20 protein-coding genes and 1 pseudogene are annotated in these 20,601 nt (G+C 70.6%); 6 read left to right on the top strand and 15 right to left on the bottom strand.

Features of this window, described 5'->3' with window-relative positions:
- The first annotated feature begins 603 nt into the window (after positions 1–603).
- On the top strand, positions 604–1,437 hold the full coding sequence (locus HEP85_RS23215; protein ID WP_168529518.1) for a C40 family peptidase: 834 nt from the start codon (positions 604–606) through the stop codon (positions 1,435–1,437).
- 608 nt (positions 1,438–2,045) lie between these two features.
- Here HEP85_RS23215 and HEP85_RS23210 read toward each other — a convergent pair.
- Entirely contained in the window at positions 2,046–3,341 is a 1,296-nt protein-coding gene (locus HEP85_RS23210; RefSeq protein WP_168529517.1) for a geranylgeranyl reductase family protein, read from the bottom strand.
- 100 nt (positions 3,342–3,441) lie between these two features.
- On the opposite strand from HEP85_RS23210, the gene HEP85_RS23205 reads away from it, so the two are divergent.
- Complete coding sequence (locus tag HEP85_RS23205) at positions 3,442–3,948, top strand: GNAT family N-acetyltransferase (protein ID WP_168529515.1); 507 nt, start codon at positions 3,442–3,444, stop codon at positions 3,946–3,948.
- 175 nt (positions 3,949–4,123) lie between these two features.
- Positions 4,124–4,468, top strand: a complete 345-nt coding sequence (locus HEP85_RS23200; protein WP_168533932.1) for a PASTA domain-containing protein — start codon at positions 4,124–4,126, stop codon at positions 4,466–4,468.
- Here HEP85_RS23200 and HEP85_RS23195 read toward each other — a convergent pair.
- The 7 genes and pseudogenes from HEP85_RS23195 to HEP85_RS23165 all read right to left on the bottom strand — a co-directional run bounded on the left by HEP85_RS23195 (position 4,458) and on the right by HEP85_RS23165 (position 10,989).
- The gene (locus tag HEP85_RS23195; protein WP_168529513.1) at positions 4,458–5,150 is read right to left on the bottom strand and encodes a demethylmenaquinone methyltransferase; all 693 of its coding nucleotides are present in this window, start codon (positions 5,148–5,150) and stop codon (positions 4,458–4,460) included. The two genes, HEP85_RS23200 and HEP85_RS23195, sit on opposite strands and share 11 nt — an antisense overlap.
- A 71-nt stretch (positions 5,151–5,221) precedes the next feature.
- A pseudogene (locus tag HEP85_RS23190) lies at positions 5,222–5,383 on the bottom strand (acyltransferase); the annotation flags it as partial.
- A 317-nt stretch (positions 5,384–5,700) separates the two neighbouring features.
- Complete coding sequence (locus HEP85_RS23185; protein ID WP_168529511.1) at positions 5,701–6,147, bottom strand: hypothetical protein; 447 nt, start codon at positions 6,145–6,147, stop codon at positions 5,701–5,703.
- Positions 6,148–6,154: 7 nt separating this feature from the next.
- Positions 6,155–7,354: a cyclic dehypoxanthinyl futalosine synthase gene (mqnC, locus tag HEP85_RS23180; RefSeq protein ID WP_168529509.1), complete on the bottom strand. Its 1,200-nt coding sequence runs from the start codon at positions 7,352–7,354 to the stop codon at positions 6,155–6,157.
- 71 nt (positions 7,355–7,425) lie between these two features.
- Positions 7,426–8,226 carry a prepilin peptidase gene (locus HEP85_RS23175; RefSeq protein WP_369657811.1) on the bottom strand — a complete coding sequence of 267 codons (801 nt, stop codon included), beginning with the start codon at positions 8,224–8,226 and terminating at the stop codon, positions 7,426–7,428.
- A gap of 94 nt (positions 8,227–8,320) precedes the next feature.
- Entirely contained in the window at positions 8,321–10,039 is a 1,719-nt protein-coding gene (locus tag HEP85_RS23170) for a serine/threonine-protein kinase (RefSeq protein ID WP_329529146.1), read from the bottom strand.
- Positions 10,040–10,140: 101 nt separating this feature from the next.
- On the bottom strand, positions 10,141–10,989 hold the full coding sequence (locus HEP85_RS23165) for a menaquinone biosynthetic enzyme MqnA/MqnD family protein (protein WP_168529507.1): 849 nt from the start codon (positions 10,987–10,989) through the stop codon (positions 10,141–10,143).
- Between the two features lie 343 nt (positions 10,990–11,332).
- Between HEP85_RS23165 and HEP85_RS23160 the strand changes: the two genes are divergently transcribed.
- Positions 11,333–11,536 (top strand): cold-shock protein, encoded by a 204-nt coding sequence (locus HEP85_RS23160; protein WP_148009945.1) that lies wholly within the window; start codon positions 11,333–11,335, stop codon positions 11,534–11,536.
- A 183-nt stretch (positions 11,537–11,719) separates the two neighbouring features.
- Here the strand turns inward: HEP85_RS23160 and HEP85_RS23155 are convergent, their stop codons facing one another.
- Entirely contained in the window at positions 11,720–13,618 is a 1,899-nt protein-coding gene (locus HEP85_RS23155) for a long-chain fatty acid--CoA ligase (protein WP_168529505.1), read from the bottom strand.
- A gap of 473 nt (positions 13,619–14,091) precedes the next feature.
- Between HEP85_RS23155 and HEP85_RS23150 the strand changes: the two genes are divergently transcribed.
- Positions 14,092–14,979, top strand: a complete 888-nt coding sequence (locus tag HEP85_RS23150) for a MaoC/PaaZ C-terminal domain-containing protein (RefSeq protein WP_248002045.1) — start codon at positions 14,092–14,094, stop codon at positions 14,977–14,979.
- On the opposite strand, the gene HEP85_RS23145 is transcribed toward HEP85_RS23150, so the two are convergent.
- From HEP85_RS23145 to HEP85_RS23120, 6 genes are all read right to left on the bottom strand, one after another.
- Entirely contained in the window at positions 14,976–15,665 is a 690-nt protein-coding gene (locus tag HEP85_RS23145) for a TetR/AcrR family transcriptional regulator (protein ID WP_168529503.1), read from the bottom strand. The two genes, HEP85_RS23150 and HEP85_RS23145, sit on opposite strands and share 4 nt — an antisense overlap.
- A gap of 84 nt (positions 15,666–15,749) precedes the next feature.
- On the bottom strand, positions 15,750–16,052 hold the full coding sequence (locus HEP85_RS23140; protein WP_168529501.1) for a DUF4229 domain-containing protein: 303 nt from the start codon (positions 16,050–16,052) through the stop codon (positions 15,750–15,752).
- Between the two features lie 95 nt (positions 16,053–16,147).
- On the bottom strand, positions 16,148–16,687 hold the full coding sequence (locus HEP85_RS23135) for a GNAT family N-acetyltransferase (RefSeq protein ID WP_168529500.1): 540 nt from the start codon (positions 16,685–16,687) through the stop codon (positions 16,148–16,150).
- 85 nt (positions 16,688–16,772) lie between these two features.
- Positions 16,773–17,936, bottom strand: a complete 1,164-nt coding sequence (gene mqnE / locus HEP85_RS23130; RefSeq protein WP_168529498.1) for an aminofutalosine synthase MqnE — start codon at positions 17,934–17,936, stop codon at positions 16,773–16,775.
- A gap of 196 nt (positions 17,937–18,132) precedes the next feature.
- Positions 18,133–19,302: a hypothetical protein gene (locus HEP85_RS23125; protein ID WP_168529496.1), complete on the bottom strand. Its 1,170-nt coding sequence runs from the start codon at positions 19,300–19,302 to the stop codon at positions 18,133–18,135.
- A 93-nt stretch (positions 19,303–19,395) separates the two neighbouring features.
- Entirely contained in the window at positions 19,396–19,932 is a 537-nt protein-coding gene (locus HEP85_RS23120) for an RICIN domain-containing protein (RefSeq protein ID WP_168529494.1), read from the bottom strand.
- Between HEP85_RS23120 and HEP85_RS23115 the strand changes: the two genes are divergently transcribed.
- The gene (locus tag HEP85_RS23115; protein WP_329289628.1) at positions 19,904–20,458 is read left to right on the top strand and encodes a DUF3515 family protein; all 555 of its coding nucleotides are present in this window, start codon (positions 19,904–19,906) and stop codon (positions 20,456–20,458) included. The genes HEP85_RS23120 and HEP85_RS23115 overlap by 29 nt on opposite strands.
- Positions 20,459–20,601 lie beyond the last annotated feature (143 nt).

Raw genomic sequence — 20,601 nt, 5'->3', positions numbered from 1 at the left:
CACAAGCCCAACTGCCTCGCATCCTATGCCCGCCGGTCTGTGATCTGCGACACGGGGTATTGCACTAGCTTTGTGATCTCCACCACCTGACGAAGGATCATGAAGTCGGATGAGCGGTGATCTTCACACGCGAAGCGTCCGCACGGTCACCAGAGGTGACATTTCCGCTCGTCATCGCAGGTCCGGGGCGACGTCTCCATATCAAGAGACTTCCTTCGCATGCAAATTGGCGATGGACGGGACGGCTTGATAGAGGACCCCGTTCACACGTCGGGGGGAGGGGTGTGGACGGATGTGGACGACATCCACGCGTGCACGCGTTCACGAGCGGGGGACTCTCGGGATCTACGCGCGCGGCATGCCGTCCGTGAGACGGCTGTGTGACCTGTGCCACATCTGTCTATGCGCCAGATAAGCGGGGCTTGGCCACTGGCCGCAACCAGTGGTAGGCGGAGGGCAATTCGGACGTATTACGGAAACAGCATGATCACAGGCTTGATCATCCCTGTCCGCAATGCCCGTTACGGCGTCAATAAGGAGTGACGCGCCCCGGATTCGGCCGCCGATTGAACAACTGTGGCGCACCACACGTTTCTTGAAGGTATGAGGGAGCCCCTGATACCGGTTGTACCCATGTCCCACACCGCTCACATACGTAGCCACCGGAAGCCCCGCCGCAACGCGTCGACGCTCGCGATGCGCGCCGGAGTTGCCGGTGGCGTTCTCAGCACCCTGGCCGTCGCCGGTGCGGCCGGCTCTGCGAGCGCGGCCGAGCCCGTGACGCAGACCCTTGAACTGCCGACCCTGACGGCCGACCTCGCGACCCAGGTCGCCCAGTCCGCGGACGCCACCCAGCAGGCCGCGGCCAACTACGAGTTGCAGGCCGAGCGCGACGCGGCAGCCGCAAATGCCGCGAAGCAGGCCAAGGCGGACCTCGCCGACGCCAAGAAGAAGGCGGAGGCCAAGAAGAAGGCCGAGGCCGCGCGCAAGGCCGCGGCCGAGCAGGCCGCCTCGCGCTCCGCCGCGCGGACCACCCTGTCCGCTTCGGCGTCCACGACCTCGACCGTCTCGGCGCCGGCCAGCGGCAGCGTCGCGACCGTCATCGCCTTCCTCAAGGCACAGGTCGGCGACGCGTACGTGATGGGCGGTACGGGACCCAGCGCGTGGGACTGCTCCGGTCTCGTGCAGGCCGCGTTCAAGCAGGTCGGTGTCGACCTGCCGCGCGTCTCCCAGGACCAGTCGACGTCCGGTACGCCGGTCTCGCTGTCCAACGTCCAGGTCGGCGACATCCTGTACTGGGGTTCGGCCGGTTCGGCGTACCACGTGGGCGTGTACATCGGTAACGGGCAGTACCTGGACGCCGCCAACCCCTCCAAGGGTGTCGTGATTCAGAACCTGTCGGGCTACCCGGCCACCGGCGCGGTACGCGTTCTCTGAGCCGCACCCGCGTCTGAAGTCCTACGGCTTGAGGGCCGCCGCCTGAAGGCGGCGGCCCCCGTCGTCGTATCCGCGGGGCGACCGCGGCCCGTTCGGGCCTCAGAGGGCCCTCACAGCGACGGGAAGAGCCTGCCGCCGACGGCCACCGGATGCGCCTCCGGCCGCCGGACGGACGGGCGCCGGTCGCGGACCCGACAGCGCACCGTCCCCGAAGCCGAGCCGCACCCCGCTCCCGCAAGCGGGCTCGCGCCCGCACCCTCGTCCGCCGCTGCCCGCCACGGACGCCACGGACGCCACGGACGCCACGGACGCCACGGACGCCACGGACGCCACGGACGCCACGGACGAGCGTGCCCGCTGGTGCGCGAGGTCCCGCCCGGGATGCACGAAACGGGTCAAGTGCCGCAGATGGAACGAGAGTGCGTGCCGCGCGCGCAGCGGGCACGTCCGTCCGCGCCGGCTCTTCCGACGCGACCGCGTGGACGTGCCGAGGGCGCGCCGAGTACGCGCCGCGGTTCACGGAGGACCGGCGTGAGGCGTCCTCGCGCGCGGGGGCACCACGGAGGCCGAGCCGAAGGGCAGGCCTCCCGCGCGCGGCGGACCCGGCCTCAGGCCTTCGGTGCCACCTTCGACAACCCGTTGATGATCCGGTCCATCGCGTCGCCGCCGGTCGGGTCCGTCAGGTTCGCCAGCATCTTCAGGGTGAACTTCATCAGGAGCGGGTGGGTCAGGCCCCGCTGCGTCGCGATCTTCATGACCTTCGGGTTGCCGATCAGCTTCACGAAGGCGCGGCCGAGGGTGTAGTACCCGCCGTAGGTGTCCTTGAGGACACGGGGGTAGCGCTCGAGGGCCAGTTCGCGCCCGGCGGGAGTCGAGCGGGCGTGGGCCTGGACGATGACGTCCGCGGCGATCTGACCGGACTCCATGGCGTACGCGATGCCCTCGCCGTTGAAGGGGTTCACCAGACCGCCGGCGTCGCCGACCAACAACAACCCCTTCGTGTAGTGCGGCTGGCGGTTGAAGGCCATCGGCAGGGCGGCGCCGCGGATCGGGCCGGTCATGTTCTCGGGCGTGTAGCCCCAGTCCTCCGGCATCGAGGCGCACCACGCCTTCAGGACCTCGCGCCAGTCCAGCTCCTTGAAGGAGTCGGAGGTGTTGAGCACACCGAGGCCGACGTTCGACGTGCCGTCGCCCATGCCGAAGATCCAGCCGTAGCCGGGCAGCAGACGGTCCTCGGGGCCCCGGCGGTCCCACAGCTCCAGCCAGGACTCCAGGTAGTCGTCCTCGTGGCGCGGGGAGGTGAAGTACGTACGGACGGCGACGCCCATCGGGCGGTCCTCGCGGCGGTGCAGGCCCATCGCCAGCGAGAGGCGGGTGGAGTTGCCGTCGGCCGCGACGACCAGCGGCGCGTGGAAGGTGACCTCCCGCTTCTCCCCCGAGTCGCCGAGCTTGGCGTGCACGCCCGTGATGCGGCCCGTGCGGTCGTCGATGATCGGGGCGCCGACGTTGCAGCGCTCGAACAACCGGGCGCCCGCCTTCTGCGCCTGCCGTGCCAGCTGCTCGTCGAAGTCGTCGCGCTTGCGGACGAGCCCGTAGTCCGGGTACGAGGCGAGATCCGGCCAGTCGAGCTGGAGGCGGACACCGCCGCCGATGATGCGCAGCCCCTTGTTCCGCAGCCAGCCGGCCTCTTCGGAGATGTCGATGCCCATCGAGACGAGCTGCTTGGTCGCGCGCGGGGTCAGCCCGTCACCGCAGACCTTCTCCCGGGGGAACGCGGTCTTCTCCAGGAGCAGGACGTCGAGTCCGGCCTTCGCCAGGTAGTACGCGGTCGTGGAACCGGCTGGCCCAGCCCCGACGACGATCACATCTGCGGTGTTTTCGGAGAGGGGTTGGGGCTCGGTCACGGCGGGGTCTCCCCAAGACTCGAAATCTGCGTGCTGACGGGCACTGGACATGGGCAGTCTATGCAGCGGTACTGACTGACCTGGCTGAAGGGCTGCCCCCGTGAACCGAGCTCTCCCCGACGTCCGACTCCGTGTCCCCACCGACGAGGACGCGTTCGCCTGGCACCGGATCTTCGCCGACCCGGAGGTCATGGAGTTCCACGGCGGCCGGGCGGCCGAGTTGTCCGTGTACGAGGAGCTCACCGCACGGCAGCGACGGCACGACGCCGAGCTCGGATTCTGTCTGTGGACGATCGTCGACTCCGAGGGCGAGGTGCTCGGCTTCACGGGCGCGCAGCCGTGGCCGGGCGAGTGGGGGCCCAGGGGTGAGATCGAGATCGGCTGGCGGCTCGGGCGCGCGCACTGGGGCAAGGGGTACGTCACCGCGGCCGCGGTGACCACCCTGGAGCGGGTACGGGCGGCGGGCGTCCCCCGGGTCGTCGCCATGGTCAGACCCGGCAACGAGCGGTCGATCGCCGTGACCCGACGCGTGGGCATGGAACTGGCCGAGGTCTTCGCCCATCCCACGCAGGAGGACGCCGCGCACTGCTACCGGCTCACCCTCTGACGGTTCGCGCGAGGGGCTCCCGCGAGGGCCCCGGACGAAGGGCTGTGAGCGGCTCCCGCACGAGCCGCTCACGGCCCGCGCGGAGGCCGCCGGCAGCTCGCGCGAGGACCGCCGACGCCTTCCGCAAGGGACCGGCCGGGGCTTACCCTGCCGGTACCGCTGGGGGGTGACGTCCGTGCGCCTGACACCCGAGACACCCGAAGTGCGCGTACCGCGACTCATCGGTCTGATGGCTGTGGACGCGCGGGAGAGGGCCGAGGCGCGAGGCGTGCTGCTCGCCGCGCCCGACCGGCCCGACTTCCCTCTCACCGTCGTCGACTACGTCGTACGCCAGTACCCGCCGCCCGGCTCCGAGATCCCCCGCGGTGCCGTGGTCACCGTGTGGTTCGACCTCGGTGACGCCGAGGGAGGCGCCGGGGTGCGTGAACCCCGGTTGCCGCTCCCGCCGTCGGGCGGTCTGCGCCGTGAGCTCGACGAGCCGGGCGACCCGTTCGAGGCGCTGAGATCCGTCAGGCCTTGAAGCCCCGGTGCAGGGCGACCACGCCACCCGTCAGGTTCCGCCACGCCACCTTCGACCAGCCGGCCTTGCGCAGCCGCTCCGCCAGGGCGGGCTGGTCGGGCCACTCCCGGATGGACTCGGCGAGATAGACGTACGCGTCGGGGTTGGACGACACCGCGCGGGCGACCGACGGCAGCGCCCGCATCAGGTACTCGGTGTAGACCGTGCGGAAGGGTGCCCAGGTCGGGTGCGAGAACTCGCAGATCACGACCCGGCCGCCCGGCTTGGTCACCCGGTACAGCTCGCTCAGCGCCGTGTCGGTGTCCTGGACGTTGCGCAGACCGAAGGAGATCGTCACCGCGTCGAAGGTGTCGTCCTTGAAGGGCAGCTTCGTCGCGTCGCCGGCGGTCAGCGGCAGCCAGGGGTGGTTCTTCTTGCCGACCCGGAGCATGCCGAGGGAGAAGTCGCACGGCACGACGTACGCGCCGGTGCGGGCGAAGGGGAGCGACGAGGTCGCCGTGCCGGCCGCCAGGTCCAGGATCTTCTGCGCGGGGCGCGCGTCGACCGCTTTCGCGACCTCTCTGCGCCACACCCGGTCCTGGCCGAGCGACAGCAGGTCGTTCGTCAGGTCGTACCGTTCCGCCACGTCGTCGAACATCGAGGCGACTTCGTGCGGCTGCTTGTCCAGGGATGCGCGGGTCACGGTCCCATTGTGGCAGCACGGGACGGACGGCCCTCCGGCGCCCGGCCCGTACACAGGTCTTTTACGACCACTCAGGGGAACGGTCCCGGCTTCTTCCGGGCCGCCACGTCCCCGCCCCGGCCGCACAGCGGGATCGCGATCCGGATCAGCACCCAGCCGACCCCGAACATGAACCACGGGCTCTCCAGCGGCGGCCACTTCTCGAAGGCGGGCACCTTCCAGAACCGGTCGATTCATGTGTCCAATTCCCTGGTTCTCATGTGCGTCGCCCAGGAAACTCGGCCCAGCCCGTCCGTTCTCCGTGAGAATCCCTGAACGACCGCACGGCTCGAAGCCGACGCATATGAACCCTATGCCCCGATCACATGTCCGACTCTTCCGATTCGGGACACCTTTCCCGTGGGCTGCTCATAGACCCCTTGCATTCAGGGACAGTCATCGAATGTGCCACCTTTGAACTCCGGAATCGCATTTGTTTCCGTCCGGGGACGGAAACAACAAAAGCGGGTGCATACGCAATGAGGAGTTTCCTGAGGCCGGCCGGAGCGGCTCAGCGGCGTCGGTGCACCAGGCGGCCGGCGCAGACGGTGGCGACGCACGCCCCGTCCGTGTCGAAGACCGCGAGGTCGGCGCGTCCGGTGTCGACGATCGCCGTCTCGCGGGTACGGGGAAGCACGGCCACCTCGTTACGGACGGCCGCGGCACGCAGGTCGGGGGTGCCCGCGTACCGCTCCAGTACGGCGGTGGAGCCCGACTTCAGTACCGCGTGCAGCCGTTCGCGCGGGGACGGCGCCTGCGGCAGCGGGCCCTCGTGGACCAGCGCGGGCCCGAGCACACCGGGCCAGCGCCTCAGCCGTGCCCCCGGAAAACGCTCGAGCAGCTCGCCCAGGGACCCGGTCCCCACGACCCGGTCCCCCCGCACGGCGACCGCGCCGTCCCGCACGGGCTCCGCGTCCCAGCTGAGCCGCAGCTCGTCGGCGGCGTGAATGGTCAGCACAGCGGGGTCAGTTGGACGCGAGCAGCTTCAGCTCGGGGTGGGCGGTGCCGCCCGCGATCGCGGTGGACGAGATGTGCGACATGACCCGCTCGTCGACCGGGTCGTCCGCCGGGTCGTCGTGGACGACGATGTGCTCGTACGTCGTGGTCCGCTGGGCGGGCACGCGTCCGGCCTTGCGGATCAGGTCGATGATCTCCATGCGGTTGGAGCGGTGCTTGGCGCCCGCCGAGGAGACCACGTTCTCCTCCAGCATGATCGAGCCGAGGTCGTCCGCGCCGTAGTGCAGCGAGAGCTGGCCGACCTCCTTGCCGGTGGTCAGCCAGGAACCCTGGATGTGGGCCACGTTGTCGAAGAAGAGCCGGGCGATCGCGATCATGCGCAGGTACTCGAAGAGCGTGGCCTGCGTACGGCCCTTGAGGTGGTTGTTCTCCGGCTGGTAGGTGTACGGGATGAAGGCGCGGAAACCGCCGGTCCGGTCCTGTACGTCACGGATCATGCTCAGGTGCTCGATGCGTTCGGCGTTGGTCTCGCCGGTGCCCATGAGCATCGTCGAGGTCGACTCGACCCCCAGCCCGTGCGCGGTCTCCATGATCTCCAGCCAGCGTTCGCCGGACTCCTTGAGCGGGGCGATCGCCTTGCGGGGGCGGGCCGGGAGCAGTTCCGCGCCGGCGCCCGCGAAGGAGTCGAGGCCGGCGGTGTGGATCCGCTGGATGGCCTCCTCCACGCTCACCTTGGAGATCCGGGCCATGTGCTCGACCTCGGACGCGCCGAGGGAGTGGATGACCAGCTGGGGGAAGTTCTCCTTGATCGCGGAGAAGTGCTTCTCGTAGTACTCCACGCCGTAGTCGGGGTGGTGTCCGCCCTGGAACATGATCTGGGTGCCGCCGAGTTCGACGGTCTCCGCGCAGCGGCGCAGGATGTCGTCGAGGTCGCGGGTCCAGCCCTTGGCGGTGTCCTTGGGCGCGGCGTAGAAGGCGCAGAACTTGCACGCCGTGACGCACACGTTCGTGTAGTTGATGTTCCGCTCGATGATGTACGTCGCGATGTGCTCGGTGCCGGCGTACCTGCGGCGGCGTACGGCGTCGGCGGCGGCGCCCAGCGCGTGCAGCGGGGCGTCACGGTAGAGGTCGAGCGCCTCTTCCGGGGTGATGCGCCCGCCCTCGGCGGCACGGTCGAGGACGGACTGAAGGTCGGCCTTCTCGGTCACCGGGAGCGTCCCTTTCATAAGGGTGTGGACGGACCTGGCCAGCCTACGCCAGCCCCACCAGGAGCCCGACGTCAGGCCGCGTACGCCCCCATCAGGAGCCCGAGGTACGCCCCCGCGATCAGGAACGGTCCGAACGGGATCGACGTCCTGCGCCCCGCGCGGCGCGCGAGGACGAGGCCCAGTCCGTACAGCCCCCCGAACAGGAACCCGGCGAAGGTCCCGAGGACGACGGTCCCCCATCCGTACCAGCCGAGCACCGCCCCGAGTCCCAGCGCGAGCTTCACGTCCCCGAACCCCATGCCGTTCGGATTGACGAGGAAGAGGAGGAAGTAGGCGCAGCCCAGCGCGAGTGCCCCGAACAGCGCGGTCGGCCAGTTCCCGGCGTGTTCGGGGAGGACGGCGGCGGCCCCCAGCAGCGCGAGCGCGAGGCCGGCGAGCGGCAGGGTGAGCACGTCCGGCAGCCGCTGCACCCCGAAGTCCACGACCGCGAGCAGCACACCGAGCGGCGCGAGCAGCAGCCAGGCGCCCAGCTCGGGGCGGATGCCGGTGGCGAGGGCGAGACCGGCGCAGACCAGCGCGGTGGTGAGGGACACGAGGGGGGTGCGCGGTCCGTACGACGCCGCGGCGGCGAGCCGTGCCGGGCGCCCCGCCGCGCCGGACGCCGCCGGCACCGTACGGCCGGCGCACTCGGCGCAGCGGGCGGGTCCGAGCCAGCCGCCCGCGACCCCCGTGAGGGCGTGGCCGCCGGGACAGCGGTCCCGCCACGCCTCGTCCGGCTCGACGGAGAAGCGGTGGGCGGCCCGTGGGACGAGCACACCCACCGCCGCGCCCCAGGCGGCGGCGACGGCGGTCAGCCAGAGAACGGGGTCCACCCGGACACCCTACGCAGCCGGCCGCGGTCCGGGCAGGGCGCGCCTTGCGCGGTCCGTCGCCTCCCCCCGGGCTCCATGGCCCGCGCGTGGTCGGTCAGTTGGGCGATTTCGACATCCGCGCGACCGGATCGCCCGCGTCCGGGTTGTCGGTCTCGTACTTGAGGTCGCCCTTGGCGGGTGTCAGCCGGACCTCGTGGCTGCCCGTCGTGCAGGTGCCGGGGTTGGACTTCCTGGCGATGCTCGTCGCGGTGAGCCGCTGGTCCGTGACCTTCTTCAGGACGAGTACGTCGTCGCAGACGCCGCCGATCAGGTCGGTCGACCGGAACGTGCCCAGTTCCTTGCCCACGGCGGCCCGGTGCAGGGTGACGCGGAAGGTGCCCGCGGGCAGGCTCCCGTCCAGCGCGAAGGCGTCGCCCTCCCAGGTGCCGAGGTACTTCGCGGGCACCGAACTCAGCTCCGTGTCCGCCCGGCCGGACGGGTCCGGCGACGCCGCCGGACGGCTCGCCGCCGAGTCACCGCCGGAGTCCGAGGGGTGATCGCCGCCCGGCAGCAGGTCGAAGAGGAACGCCGAGCCCACCGTCACCGCCGCGAGGGCTCCGGCGACCGCGAGGGCAACCGTGCAACTGAGCCTGCGCCCGCGGCCGTTCGCGTCGGAGGCGGAGGTCGCGGCCATGCTGACGGAGAGTCTGCCGGGGTCGTGGCCGGGACCGGCGGAGTGGTCGGCCCGGACCTCGGCCGCGTCCCGCGGCTCGCGCTGGTCGGGTACGTACGTGGGGTGCGTGGGATACGGGGGCATCGCGGGCGGCGGCCCGAAGACCCCGCCGGTCGCATGCGTCCCTGCGCCCGGCGTCCCGGAGCCGGAATCCGTGCCCACCGAGGGGCTGTCGAACCCCACCGGTCCGGACGGCGCGGCCGCCGTCGCCTCCAGGTTCAGCAACTGCACGGCACTGCGGCTGACCTGCTCGACCAGCGGCCCCGGCAGCCATCCCGCCGTCACCGAACGGGCCGCCCCGCCGGGGGCCAGTCGCGCGGCCACCTCGGCGGGGGCCGGCCGCCCGTCCGGGTTCTTCGCCAGACAGGCCGCCGCCAGGTCCCGCAACTCGCCCTCCAGGGAGCCGAGCCGGGGTTCCTCGTGCACCACCTTGTAGAGGAGCGCGGCCGAGGAGTCACCGGGGAAGGGGGACTCCCCCGTCGCCGCGTACACCAGCACCGCGCCGAGCGAGAAGACGTCGGCCGCCCCCGTGACCGCCTTGCCGAGGATCTGCTCCGGCGACATGTAGCCGGGAGAGCCGACGGAGACGCCCGTCGAGGTGAGCGAGGCCGTGCCGTCGGTCGCGCGGGCGATGCCGAAGTCGATGAGGAGGGGGCCGTCGAGGGTCAGCAGGACGTTGGAGGGCTTGACGTCGCGGTGGACGAGGCCGAGCACGTGAACCGCCCCGAGCGCCTCGGCGAGGCCCGCGCCCAGCACCCGTACGGACGCCACGGGCAGGGGGCCGGTGTCCGCGACGGCGGCCGCGAGCGAGGGACCGGCCGCGTATCCCGTCGCCACCCAGGGCACGGGGGCCTCCGGGTCCGCGTCCAGGACCGGGGCCGTCCACGCGCCGCCGACCCGTCGCGCGGCCTCGACCTCGCGACGGAACCGGGCGCGGAACTCCTCGTCCAGCGCGAAGTGCGGGTGCACGATCTTGACCGCGACCGTGCGCCCGCCCGCGCTGCGGCCCAGGTACACGCGCCCCATGCCGCCGGAGCCGAGCCGGCCGAGCAGCCGGTAGGGCCCCACGACCGTGGGTTCGTCGACTCCGAGCGGCTGCATGACACTCACAGCTCATCCCTCCCCCGTACGCACTGGACGCACTGCCCAGCAGGGTAGTTCCGTACGCCTCCGAGCGCGCGGGGCCCTTGGGCTTCCGGACCTCAGGGCTTCAGCAGCTCCACCCGTACGTCCGCGGGGAACCCGGTGGTCGAGCCGACCCGCCGGGCGAACTCCCGCACGGCCGCCAGCTGTGGGGCGCCGAAGCGGAAGTCGAGCGTGGTGAAGTACCGCTCCAGGACCCGCTCGTCGAAGGCCTCCCAGCGGGCGGCCTGCTCGGCGACCTTGGAGACCTCGTCGAGGGAGAGGTCCCGGGAGGAGAGGAAGGCCTCGTGCACCTTGCGGGTGACGAGCGGCTCGCGCTCCAGGTAGTCGCGGCGGGCGGCCCACACGGCGAAGACGAACGGCAGCCCCGTCCACTCCTTCCACAGGGTGCCGAGGTCGTGCACCTCCAGACCGAACTTCGGCCCGTCGAGCAGATTGGCCCGCAGTGCCGCGTCACCGATGAGTACGGCGGCGTCCGCCTCCTGCATCATCAGGCTGAGGTCCGGCGGGCACGTGTAGTAGGACGGCTGGACCCCCACGCTCTCGGCCAGCAACAGCTGTGCCAGGCGCACTGATGTACGAGAGGTCGAGCCGAGGGCGACCCTGGCGCCGTCCAGCCGGTCCAGCGGGACCTGGGAGACGATCACGCAGGACATCACCGGACCGTCGCAGCCGACCGCGATGTCGGGGAAGGCCACCAGCTCGTCGGCGTGCTTGAGGAACTCGACGAGCGTGATGGGCCCGATGTCGAGATCGCCCTGCACCAGCTTCTCGCTGAGCTTCTCCGGGGTGTCCTTGGTGAGCTCGAAGTCGAGGAGCGTGCCCGTTCTCGCGAGCCCCCAGTAGAGGGGCAGGCAGTTCAGGAACTGGATGTGGCCGACGCGCGGCCGGGTGCGAGAATTGTCCACATCGCGAGGCTAGACCCCATGCGGTACGGTGCAGTCCTCAGGGTCCCCGCGAGGCTTCTCCGGCCGTTTCGACCCCCTGTGTCCGCCCTCGCGCCGACGGGCCGACACCACGACGTCAACGCATACACCGGACGGGTCAGACATCCGGGTGACGAGATCTTTCCCCCTATTGCTTTCGGCTGCCTGCGTGCTAGGCTCGCCGCAAGTTGCAGTTTGGTTTCCCTTGCAGTACAGAGCCTGCGGAGCATGTGACCGCGGGCTCTCGTCGTTTTCAGACGTATGCAGTTGTTTACACAATCGCAGGTTCTGGAGCAGGGCAACCCTTTGGGCCCAAGGAGGGCTTATGGCTACCGGAACCGTGAAGTGGTTCAACGCCGAAAAGGGCTTTGGTTTCATCGCCCAGGAAGGCGGCGGCCCGGACGTCTTCGTCCACTACTCCGCGATCAACGCGAGCGGATTCCGCTCTCTCGAAGAGAACCAGGCGGTTTCCTTCGACGTCACGCAGGGTCCGAAGGGCCCGCAGGCGGAGAACGTCACCCCGCTCTAAGCCTTCGGCTCCATGAGCCCAATGCTTTGATCCGGAACGGATAGCAGTACCCAAGGAGCCCCGCGCCAGCCGGTCGCGGGGCTCCTGCCTTTCCCGCCGCCCGCCGCTCCGCCGGATCCCCCGCCGCTCCACGGCGTCCCGGCGCCAGACCTCACGGCTTCAGGGCTTCACGGCTTCACGGCTTCACGGCTTCAGGTACAGGCTCTCGATCTCCTTGCCGAAGTCGCGTTCGATCGCGGCCCTCTTGAGCTTCAGGGTGGGGGTCACATGGCCGGCCTCCTCCGTGAAGTCCACCGGAAGGACGGCGAAGCGGCGGATGGACTCGGGGCGGGAGACGAGCTTGTTGGCCTCGTCGATCGCGCGCTGGATGATGACGTTCAGTTCGGGATCGTCGACCAGCAGCTCCGGTGGCACGGGGTGCTTGCCGATCATCTGGCGCCAGTGGGTGATGCCGTCGAGGTCGAGGGTGACGAGGGCGCTGACGTAGGGCCGGCGGTCGCCGAGCACGATGCACTGGGCGATCAGGGGGTGCGAGCGCAGCCAGTTCTCCAGCGGCGCGGGGGCCACGCTCTTGCCGCCCGCGGTGATCAGGATCTCCTTCTTGCGGCCGGTGATGGACAGATAGCCCCCGTCGTCCAGCTCGCCGATGTCGCCGGTGGCGAACCAGCCGTCGGGAGCCGCGTCGACCACTCCGCCCGCGTGCGGATCCCAGTAACCGCGGAAGATCTGTGAGCCGCTCAGCAGCACTTCGCCGTCGCCCGCGATCCGTACCCGGGTGCCCGGCAGCGGCCATCCCACCGTTCCCAGCCGGGGTTTGAGCGGGGGCGTGACCGTGGCGGCCGCGGTGGCCTCCGTCAGGCCGTAGCCCTCGTAGATCTCGATACCGGCACCCGCGTAGAACGCGGCGAGGCGGCGGCCGAGCGGGGAGCCGCCGCAGATCGCGTAGCGGACCCTGCCGCCGAGCGCCTTGCGGATACGCCGGTAGACCAGCGGATCGTAGAGAGCGCGGGCCGCCCGCAGGGAGCGGGAGGGACCGGGGCCGGTGCCGTGCTGCCGGGCCTCGACCGCCTCGCCGTAGCCGCACGCGATGCGCGCCGCCCGGTCGAAGGACGCACCGCGGCCCATCTTCTCGGCCGTCGCCCGGCCGGTGTTGAACACCTTCTCCAGCACGTACGGGATGGCCAGCAGGAACGTGGGCCGGAAGCTCGCCAGGTCGGCGAGCAGGTCCTCGGTGCGCAGGCTCGGCGCATGCCCCAGCCGTACCCGGGCCCGCAGACAGGCCACCGCGACCATCCGTCCGAAGACGTGCGAGAGGGGCAGGAACAGGAGCATGGACGCGGCGTCCGACGTCTTGGTCCTGAAGATCGGGTAGAGCAGCTCGATCGCGTTGTCGATCTCGGCGAAGAAGTTGCCGTGGGTGAGCGCGCAGCCCTTGGGGCGGCCGGTCGTGCCCGAGGTGTAGATGAGCGTGGCGAGCGTGGCGGGGCCCAGCACGCCCCGGCGTACGGCGACTTCCTGGTCCGGAATGTCCCGGCCCCGCTCGGCCAGCCGCTCCACGTGCCCCTTCTCGAAGACCCACATGTGCCGCAGGTCGGGGATCCGGTCGCGCTCCGGGCCGAGTGCGGACGCCTGGGCCACGGTCTCCGTGGCGAGCGCGACGGCTCCCGAGTCCTGGAGGATCCAGCGGACCTGGAAGACGGAGGAGGTGGGGTAGACGGGCACGGTGACGAGCCCGGCGGCCCAGGCGGCGAAGTCCAGCAGCGTCCACTCGTAGGTCGTCCGGGCCATGATCGCGATGCGGTCGCCCGGTGCCAGGCCCTCGGCGATCAGTCCCTTCGCGACCGCCAGCACCTGGGCGGCGAACTCGGCCGCCGTCACGTCCTGCCAGCCGCCGTCGGAGTCCTTGCGGCTGAGGACCGGTTCCCCGGGGGCCTCGGTGGCGTTGTCGAACGGGATGTCGGCGAGTGAGCCGTGGGTCACCCGGGCGACCAGAGGCGGCACGGACACCTCGCGCACGACACCGTCCAACCGCCTGATCTCGGGCTCCACGAGGGAGGGCGGGGAGTGGTACGGGCTGGGCACGGGGCGACTCCTTTGTCTGCCGGGACCAGGTCGGTCCGAGGGCCGAAGCCTCATACGGGCCTGGAGGGTGGGGGGTTCATGCGAGGCAGGGGTGAGCGGGATCGTACGGGGCCGGGGTGTGGGGTTTGTGGGTGTTTGGGGCGGGCGAGGTGCGAGTTACCCGAGGTAGCCCTTTCCTTCGCCCCCGCCGCCCCTACCCGTCCCTCCACGGGGGCTCCGCCCGGAGACCCCGCCGGGAGCCGCGCCCCCGAACCCCCGCGGGGCTCCGCCGCCGCACCCCGCCAAGGGGCTCTGCCCCCTGGACCCCCGCATCCGCCCGAAGGGCTCGTCCTCAAGCGCCGGACGGGCTGAAAAAGCATGACCACGGCGCCGGTCCGATCGGCGAATGACGAGCCGCCTCTGATCCGTAACGTAGCCTTACCCTGGGTAACTTACTCTGGAGTAAATCTACGTCCCCGCAGGGGAGTTGGACCATGGCCGACCGCCACATGCCCTCCATGACCCCCCACCTCGTCCGCGGCGCCCTCCTCTCCCCCTTCAAGCGCCCCCGCCCGAACGCACCCGTTCCCCCGGCCCGCCTCGTCCTCCAGAACCTGCGCGTCGACCTCGCCCACCTGGCCGGCTACGAACGCATCTGCGGCTTCGCCACTGGTTCGGACGCGCTCCCGATCACGTACCCGCACCTCCTCGGCTTTCCGCTCGCCATGCGGGTCATGGCGAGCCGTCCCTTCCCGCTGCCACTGCTCGGGCTCGTGCACACGTCGATCGAGATCAGGCAGCGGCGGGCGCCCGACGCCACCGAGACGTACGAACTCACCGTGTACGCCGAGGGACTGGCACCGCACCGCCGCGGGACCGAGGCCCTCGTCGTGACCGAGGCGAGAGCGGGCGGCGCACTCGTGTGGGCGTCGAGAAGTACGTACCTGGCACGGCACCGGACGACCGGGGGCTCCCCCTCAGCGGCTCCGGAACCGGCACCGTCACCGTCCAGGAACGCCGGCGTGGCGAGGGGCCCGTTGCCCGCCCGCGCCGAATGGCGTCTCGGCGGCGACGTCGGACGCCGCTACGGCGCCGTGTCCGGGGACCGCAACCCCATCCATCTGCACCCGTTCACCGCCCGTCTCTTCGGATTCCCCCGAGCCATCGCCCACGGGATGTGGACCGTCGCCCGCTGCCTCGCGGAACAGGGACCGCAGGGACCGGTGTACGTGCGCGCGGACTTCAAGGCCCCCGTCCTCCTGCCGGGCACCGTCACCTACGCCGCCGACGGCCCCGCCTTCGAACTCCGCGCCCCGGGCGGCAACCCGGTCCGCCGGCACCTCACCGGGGAGGTGCACCCCGGAGACCCTGACCGGGTCTAAGGCGTGGCGAGGTCCGCGCCGGGGCGGGTCTGCTCCCGGTCGTCGAACGGCGGCGGCGACCAGGGGCGGTTGTCCATGAGGTCGCCCAGGCCCGCCCAGGCGAAGTTCATCAGGGTCGCCGCGGCCTGCTTCGCGGAGACGCCCGGCGTGGCGTTGGCCCAGGCCGCCAGGGACTCCGCGGCACCGACGAGGGCCTCGGCGAGCCCGGCGACCTCGCGTGCGGGCAGGGACGGATCGCGATGCGCCTCGCGCGCGGCGACCACGATCAACTGGGTGACGAACGCGACGAGTTCCTCGCGCATCGTGGCGACCTCGGCCGCGAACGGCTCGCCGTGCGTGCGCGCCTGACGGTGCAGCACCGACCAGCCGTCGGGGTTCCGCGCCGTATGGGTGAAGAACGCCCGCAGGCCTTCCCACAGTTGGCGGTCGGCGGTCAGGCCCGGTCCGACGCCCGCGCGCACCGCCGCGGTCAGTGCCACGGCCTCACGCCGGATGCAGGCGGTGAACAGGTCTTCCTTCGAGTTCAGGTACAGGTAGACCAACGGCTTGGACACGCCTGCCAGATCGGCGATCTCGTCCATCGACGCGGCCCGGTATCCCCGCTGCCCGAAGGTCCGCACAGCGGCGTCCAGCATCTGCTGCTCACGCACCGCACGCGGCATCCGCTTGTTCTTCACAGCACCCATACGGGCAAGCGTACGATCGGCCGCCGCCGGACCGGCGCCGAGGAAGCCGGGGTCCCCGGCCGCGCGGCCGGCGGTGCGGGGGTGTCAGGAGGGCTGGCTCTGCGCGCCGCGGGCGGCGTCGTCCGCGTGGTCCTCCTGGCTGCGGTTCTGCTCCAGGTTGGCCCGGGCGCGGTCCACGCGCGCGACGACCTGGGCGGAGGCCCGGTCGCGCTCCTTGCGCAGCACGACGAAGCTGATCGGCGCGGAGATCACCAGGGCGAGCAGGACCACCCACATGTAGTTGGAGTCGCCCAGACCGCGCGGCGCGATGCCCGAGTAGACGAGGCCCCAGACGACCACGAGGCAGCCTGCGAAGATACCGAGGCGCATCAGCGTGTAGCGGCCCATGTCAATCCACTCTTCCGTTCCGAATCCGTTTCGAACGTTCCCAAAGGGCACCGTCCAGTGAAGCACGCCGGGAGTGCGGATCACTCAGGGGGGCCTCACTCACCGCGCGGCAGGGGCAGCAGCATGCTGATGTCGTCCCGGTCGTCGCCCGGTGCGACGCGTATCGCCTCGGGCACCCGGCCGACCTCCTTGTAGCCGCAGGAAGCGTAGAAGCGCTCCAGCCCCTCCCCGCCCCGGCAGGTGAGCCGGAGCGCGTCGAGGCCGAGGTCGCGGGCCTGCCGCTCGGCCTCCTGGAGCAGCTCGGCGCCGTAGCCGCGGCCCTGGAGCGCGGGGTCGACCATGACGGTGTAGAGCCAGGCCCAGTGCCGCATCAGGGGGTGGTCGTTGAAGGAGAGGAAGGCGGTGGCGGCGAGCCGCCCGTCGGCGGTGAAGGCGGCGAGGAGCCGGGTGCGGCCCTCGGCCACGGCGCCGAGGTGGGCCTCGGCGCGGGGGCGTATGTCGGCGGGGGTCACCGGCGGCACGAATCCGACCGCGCCGCCCGCGTTGGTGACGTCCGTCCAGAGCGTGAGCAACTGGTCGGGCAGGGCCGGGGTCGGCTTCGTGTCCTCGGTGAAGAGGGTGAACGTCAGTGGCACGGTCACCCAGGCTAGAACATCGAGGTCAGAGCCCCTCAACCGCAGAGGTCGCTCCGTCGGACCGCGGCCGGCGCGCGCCGGTACGTCACACGCGCATCGGCTGCGGGGCCTCCCGGCGCGCCGGGTCCGGTCCGTCGTACTCGCGGATGATCTCGTAGCGGGTGTTGCGCTCCATGGGGCGGAAGCCGGCGTCGCGGATCAGGTCGAGCAGATCCTCGCGGGTCAGCTTGTTCGGGGTGCCGTAGTTGTCCGCGTCGTGCGTGATCTTGTACTCGACGACCGAACCGTCCATGTCGTCCGCGCCGTGCTGCAGGGCGAGCTGCGCGGTCTGTACGCCGTGCATGACCCAGAAGACCTTGACGTGCGGGACGTTGTCGAACAGGAGGCGGGAGACCGCGAAGGTCTTCAGCGCCTCGGCGCCGGTCGCCATCTGGGTGCGGGCCTGGAGCTTGTTGCGGACCTTTCCGTCCTTCATGTCCACGAAGTCGTGCTGGTAGCGCAGCGGGATGAAGACCTGGAAGCCGCCGGTCTCGTCCTGCAGCTCGCGGAGCCTCAGGACGTGGTCGACACGGTGGCGGGGCTCCTCGATGTGCCCGTACAGCATGGTCGCGGGGGTCTTGAGGCCCTTGGAGTGCGCGAGGCGGTGGATGCGCGACCAGTCCTCCCAGTGGGTGCGGTGGTCGACGATGTGCTGCCGCACCTCCCAGTCGAAGATCTCCGCGCCGCCGCCGGTCAGCGACTCGAGGCCCGCCTCGATCAGCTCGTCCAGGATGTCGGAGGCCGACATGCCGGAGATCGTCTCGAAGTGGTGGATCTCCGTCGCGGTGAACGCCTTCAGCGAGACGTTCGGCAGCGCCTTCTTCAGCTCGCTGAGGGAGCGCGGGTAGTAGCGCCACGGGAGGTTCGGGTGCAGGCCGTTGACGATGTGCAGCTCGGTGAGGTTCTCGTTCTCCATCGCCTTGGCGAGGCGGACGGCCTCCTCGATACGCATCGTGTACGCGTCCTTCTCGCCCGGCTTGCGCTGGAACGAGCAGTAGGCGCACGACGCGGTGCACACGTTCGTCATGTTGAGGTGACGGTTGACGTTGAAGTGGACGACGTCGCCGTTCTTCCGCGTGCGCACCTCGTGGGCGAGCCCGCCCAGCCAGGCCAGATCGTCCGACTCGTAGAGCGCGATGCCGTCCTCGCGGGTCAGCCGCTCACCGGCCCGGACCTTGTCCTCCAGCTCGCGCTTGAGCCCGACATCCATGCTCACACCTTTCTCCGACAGACCCCCCAACCGTACGCCCAGGCAGGTCGCCGCCGGTTCACGGCCCCGCCGGAGGGGACCGGCGGGGCCGCGGGAGGGGGCGCGCAACGTGCGAAGATCTGCCACCGTCACTCCGGGTGAGCAGGGGCCACCCGGGTCCTGTCGCCGGGTGGCCCCTGCTCACCTCACGGCAGGGTCAGAACCGACCGTAGTAGCCGGTCAGGTCGGCCTCCGGGCAGGCGACCGAACCGATCAGGCACGCGGTGCTGGCGTACCTCCGCGTGACGACGTCGGTGACGCGCCCGCCGTCGTAGATGTAGATGTAGGTGTTCGGGTACAGCCGGTGCTTGCCGGAGCGGATGGCGTAGTTGCCGCTCGTGGCCAGGTTCATCGTCAGGGCCCCGTCCGCGGCACCCTTGACTCCGCCCAGGCCCCTGCAGAACGGGTTCGTGGCGTGCACGACCATCCGTACGTCCACGCTCCTGCTGCTCGACCCCAGCTTCTTGGCGTAGGTGTTCCGGGCGCTGGCGGTCTTCTGGGCGACGAGCCTGCCGGTCCTCTTCAGGTACACGTGACTGGCCTGTATGTGCTTGTTCGCCACGACCTTCTTGGTGTTCCACGTGACGGTCGCGTTCAGGGCGAAGCGGTACTTGTCCGACTTCCAGTTGAAGTCGGAGTGCCCGTCGCCGCCGAACTGGTAGTTCGTGCCGTAGTCACAGCCCGCCGGGGGAGCGTTGACCTTCTTCTGCGGAATGAAGCCCAACCAGGTCACCGTGGACGTCCTGGCCACGGCCGCGGCTGTCGCCCGCTCGGCCGCCTGCGCGCGCAGCCCCGTCAGCGAGCCGGAGGCCGGCACGGACACCCGCACGCCGTACAGCCGGGCCTGCGGGGCGCCGCCCTCGGGCAGCACCGGCACGACCTGGTAGTGGTACCCGGCGCCCGGCTTCACGTGCGTGTCGCGGAAGGAGGTGACGCCCGCGGCCAGGGCGGCCACGTTCCTGCCGTCCCGGGTGATGACGTAGCGGGCACCCTTCTCATAGCCCTTCCAGGACAGTGTCACGAAGTCCTTGCCGGCCGCCGAGGTGATGCCCTCGCGGGCGAGAGAGGTGTCGACGACCGCCGTCTCTCCCGAGGCGGCCCGCAGGACACCGAACCCCTGCGCCTGAAGCGTCCTGCCCACCGCGCTCTTCGCACTGACGCCGGACACGTCGCTCAGCGAGTCGGAGGACAGCGCGGACAGGGAGAACGCCGCAGCGCCCGGCCGTGGGTCCTGTCCGGCGGAGGCGGACGCGTCGAACCCGGTGGCGACCAGCATGAGGGGGGCCACCGTCAGCATTGCCATCTTGACGGAACGCGAGAGATACATCAGTTTTTCCCTTTCGTCATCTTCTGTGCCGCCGGCCGCGGCCACCTCGCCCTGCTGACGGGCCCACGAGAGTGGCGCCCGACGCCTTCGCGGTCAGGACAGGCCCCACTCCTGCTGCTTGCGCTTCGCGGAGCTGTACTTGTCGATGACGGGGTAGGTGTTGGCGTCGCTGCTCTTCGCAGTGATCACCTTGTTCGCCTGCTTGCTGATGATCCGGCTGCTGCCCAGGACCCACTGCTGGCTCTTGGCGGAGGCGTTGCAGGGGTGCTGGGTGACGCGCGTGCCGGCCGCGCTGCTCCTGATGCCGAGGCACTTGCCGGACTTCTTGTTCTTGATGGTGTAGACGCCGCTGGAATTGCCCTTCAGGGTCCACTTCTGTGTGGAGTCCGCGTTGCACTTCTGAAGGGTGAGTTGGGCACCGGTCCCGGTGCTCCCCTTCATGGAGAGGCAGCGGCCAGTGGGTCCCCAGACCTTTTCGAGGCGGACGTTGGTGTAGGCCGCGGCGGACCTGACGGCCGCAGGTTTCGCGGTGGTCGCCGCGGCCGTGACGGCGGTGGCGGGAGCTACGGTGGCTGCGGCGGCGGCTGCGACCGCTCCGGCGATGACAAGGCCGCGAATGGCTTCGCGCATGATGCTTTCTCCTTTTGCGAAAGGGTTGTTGGTGTTGAACGGTTGGTCCCGTAGGTCCTGGGCTTCTGTCGGTCTGGCCCTCGCGGCACTGGTGACAGGAGGAGTTCTGGTCGCACGTGAGGTGACTTCGCCGGTGTTCGCCCTCGAGCAGGGCCCGTTGGCGGACACGCCGGAGTGCGCGCGGATCGCCGGGAACTATCCGTCGAGCCTGGCCGGCAACGAGCGCGACCGGGTCTCGTACGAGGGGCTCGCCGCGTGGGGCCGAGGGGCGGTGGAGTTGCGGTGCGGCCTGTATCCGCCGGCGCCGACCACTGACATGTGTGTGACCGTCGACGGTGTGGACTGGGTGCTGAGAGAGGCTCAGTCGCGGGACGGGCGCAAGTACTTGGTCACCTATGGAAGGCGGCCCGCGGTGGAGGTGTCGATCTCCGACGACGTACGGGAGACCGATGCCGTACTGGTCGAGATGAGCCACCTCGTCGCGCCGGTGAAGCAGCGCGCGAGGTGTATCGCTCCGGACGCCTGATGGACCGCACGCCTCTCCCTCCCCACCATCGACTCACCTTGCCCGGGGGCCCGTTCGGCTCCCGGCGACATCGAAAGTAGCGCTGCCCGGGCGGGGCGCGCGACGTCCGGAAGGGAGGTGTCCCAGAGGGAACTGCCCCTCGG

Source organism: Streptomyces sp. RPA4-2 (genome assembly GCF_012273515.2).
Lineage (GTDB): Bacteria > Actinomycetota > Actinomycetes > Streptomycetales > Streptomycetaceae > Streptomyces > Streptomyces kaempferi.
Note: the sequence above shows the minus strand (reverse complement) of the source record. Positions and strands in the feature narration are given on the sequence as shown.

Bases quoted from the DNA above. Each gene is read 5' to 3' on its own strand.
- HEP85_RS23125 (WP_168529496.1), bottom strand. From the start codon at position 19,302: ATGTATCTCTCGCGTTCCGTCAAGATGGCAATGCTGACGGTGGCCCCC.
- HEP85_RS23150 (WP_248002045.1), top strand. From the start codon at position 14,092: ATGGCCGACCGCCACATGCCCTCCATGACCCCCCACCTCGTCCGCGGC.
- mqnE (WP_168529498.1), bottom strand. From the start codon at position 17,936: ATGGATGTCGGGCTCAAGCGCGAGCTGGAGGACAAGGTCCGGGCCGGT.
- HEP85_RS23115 (WP_329289628.1), top strand. From the start codon at position 19,904: ATGACAAGGCCGCGAATGGCTTCGCGCATGATGCTTTCTCCTTTTGCG.
- HEP85_RS23160 (WP_148009945.1), top strand. From the start codon at position 11,333: ATGGCTACCGGAACCGTGAAGTGGTTCAACGCCGAAAAGGGCTTTGGT.
- HEP85_RS23215 (WP_168529518.1), top strand. From the start codon at position 604: ATGAGGGAGCCCCTGATACCGGTTGTACCCATGTCCCACACCGCTCAC.
- HEP85_RS23140 (WP_168529501.1), bottom strand. From the start codon at position 16,052: ATGGGCCGCTACACGCTGATGCGCCTCGGTATCTTCGCAGGCTGCCTC.
- HEP85_RS23145 (WP_168529503.1), bottom strand. From the start codon at position 15,665: ATGGGTGCTGTGAAGAACAAGCGGATGCCGCGTGCGGTGCGTGAGCAG.
- HEP85_RS23120 (WP_168529494.1), bottom strand. From the start codon at position 19,932: ATGCGCGAAGCCATTCGCGGCCTTGTCATCGCCGGAGCGGTCGCAGCC.
- HEP85_RS23170 (WP_329529146.1), bottom strand. From the start codon at position 10,039: ATGCAGCCGCTCGGAGTCGACGAACCCACGGTCGTGGGGCCCTACCGG.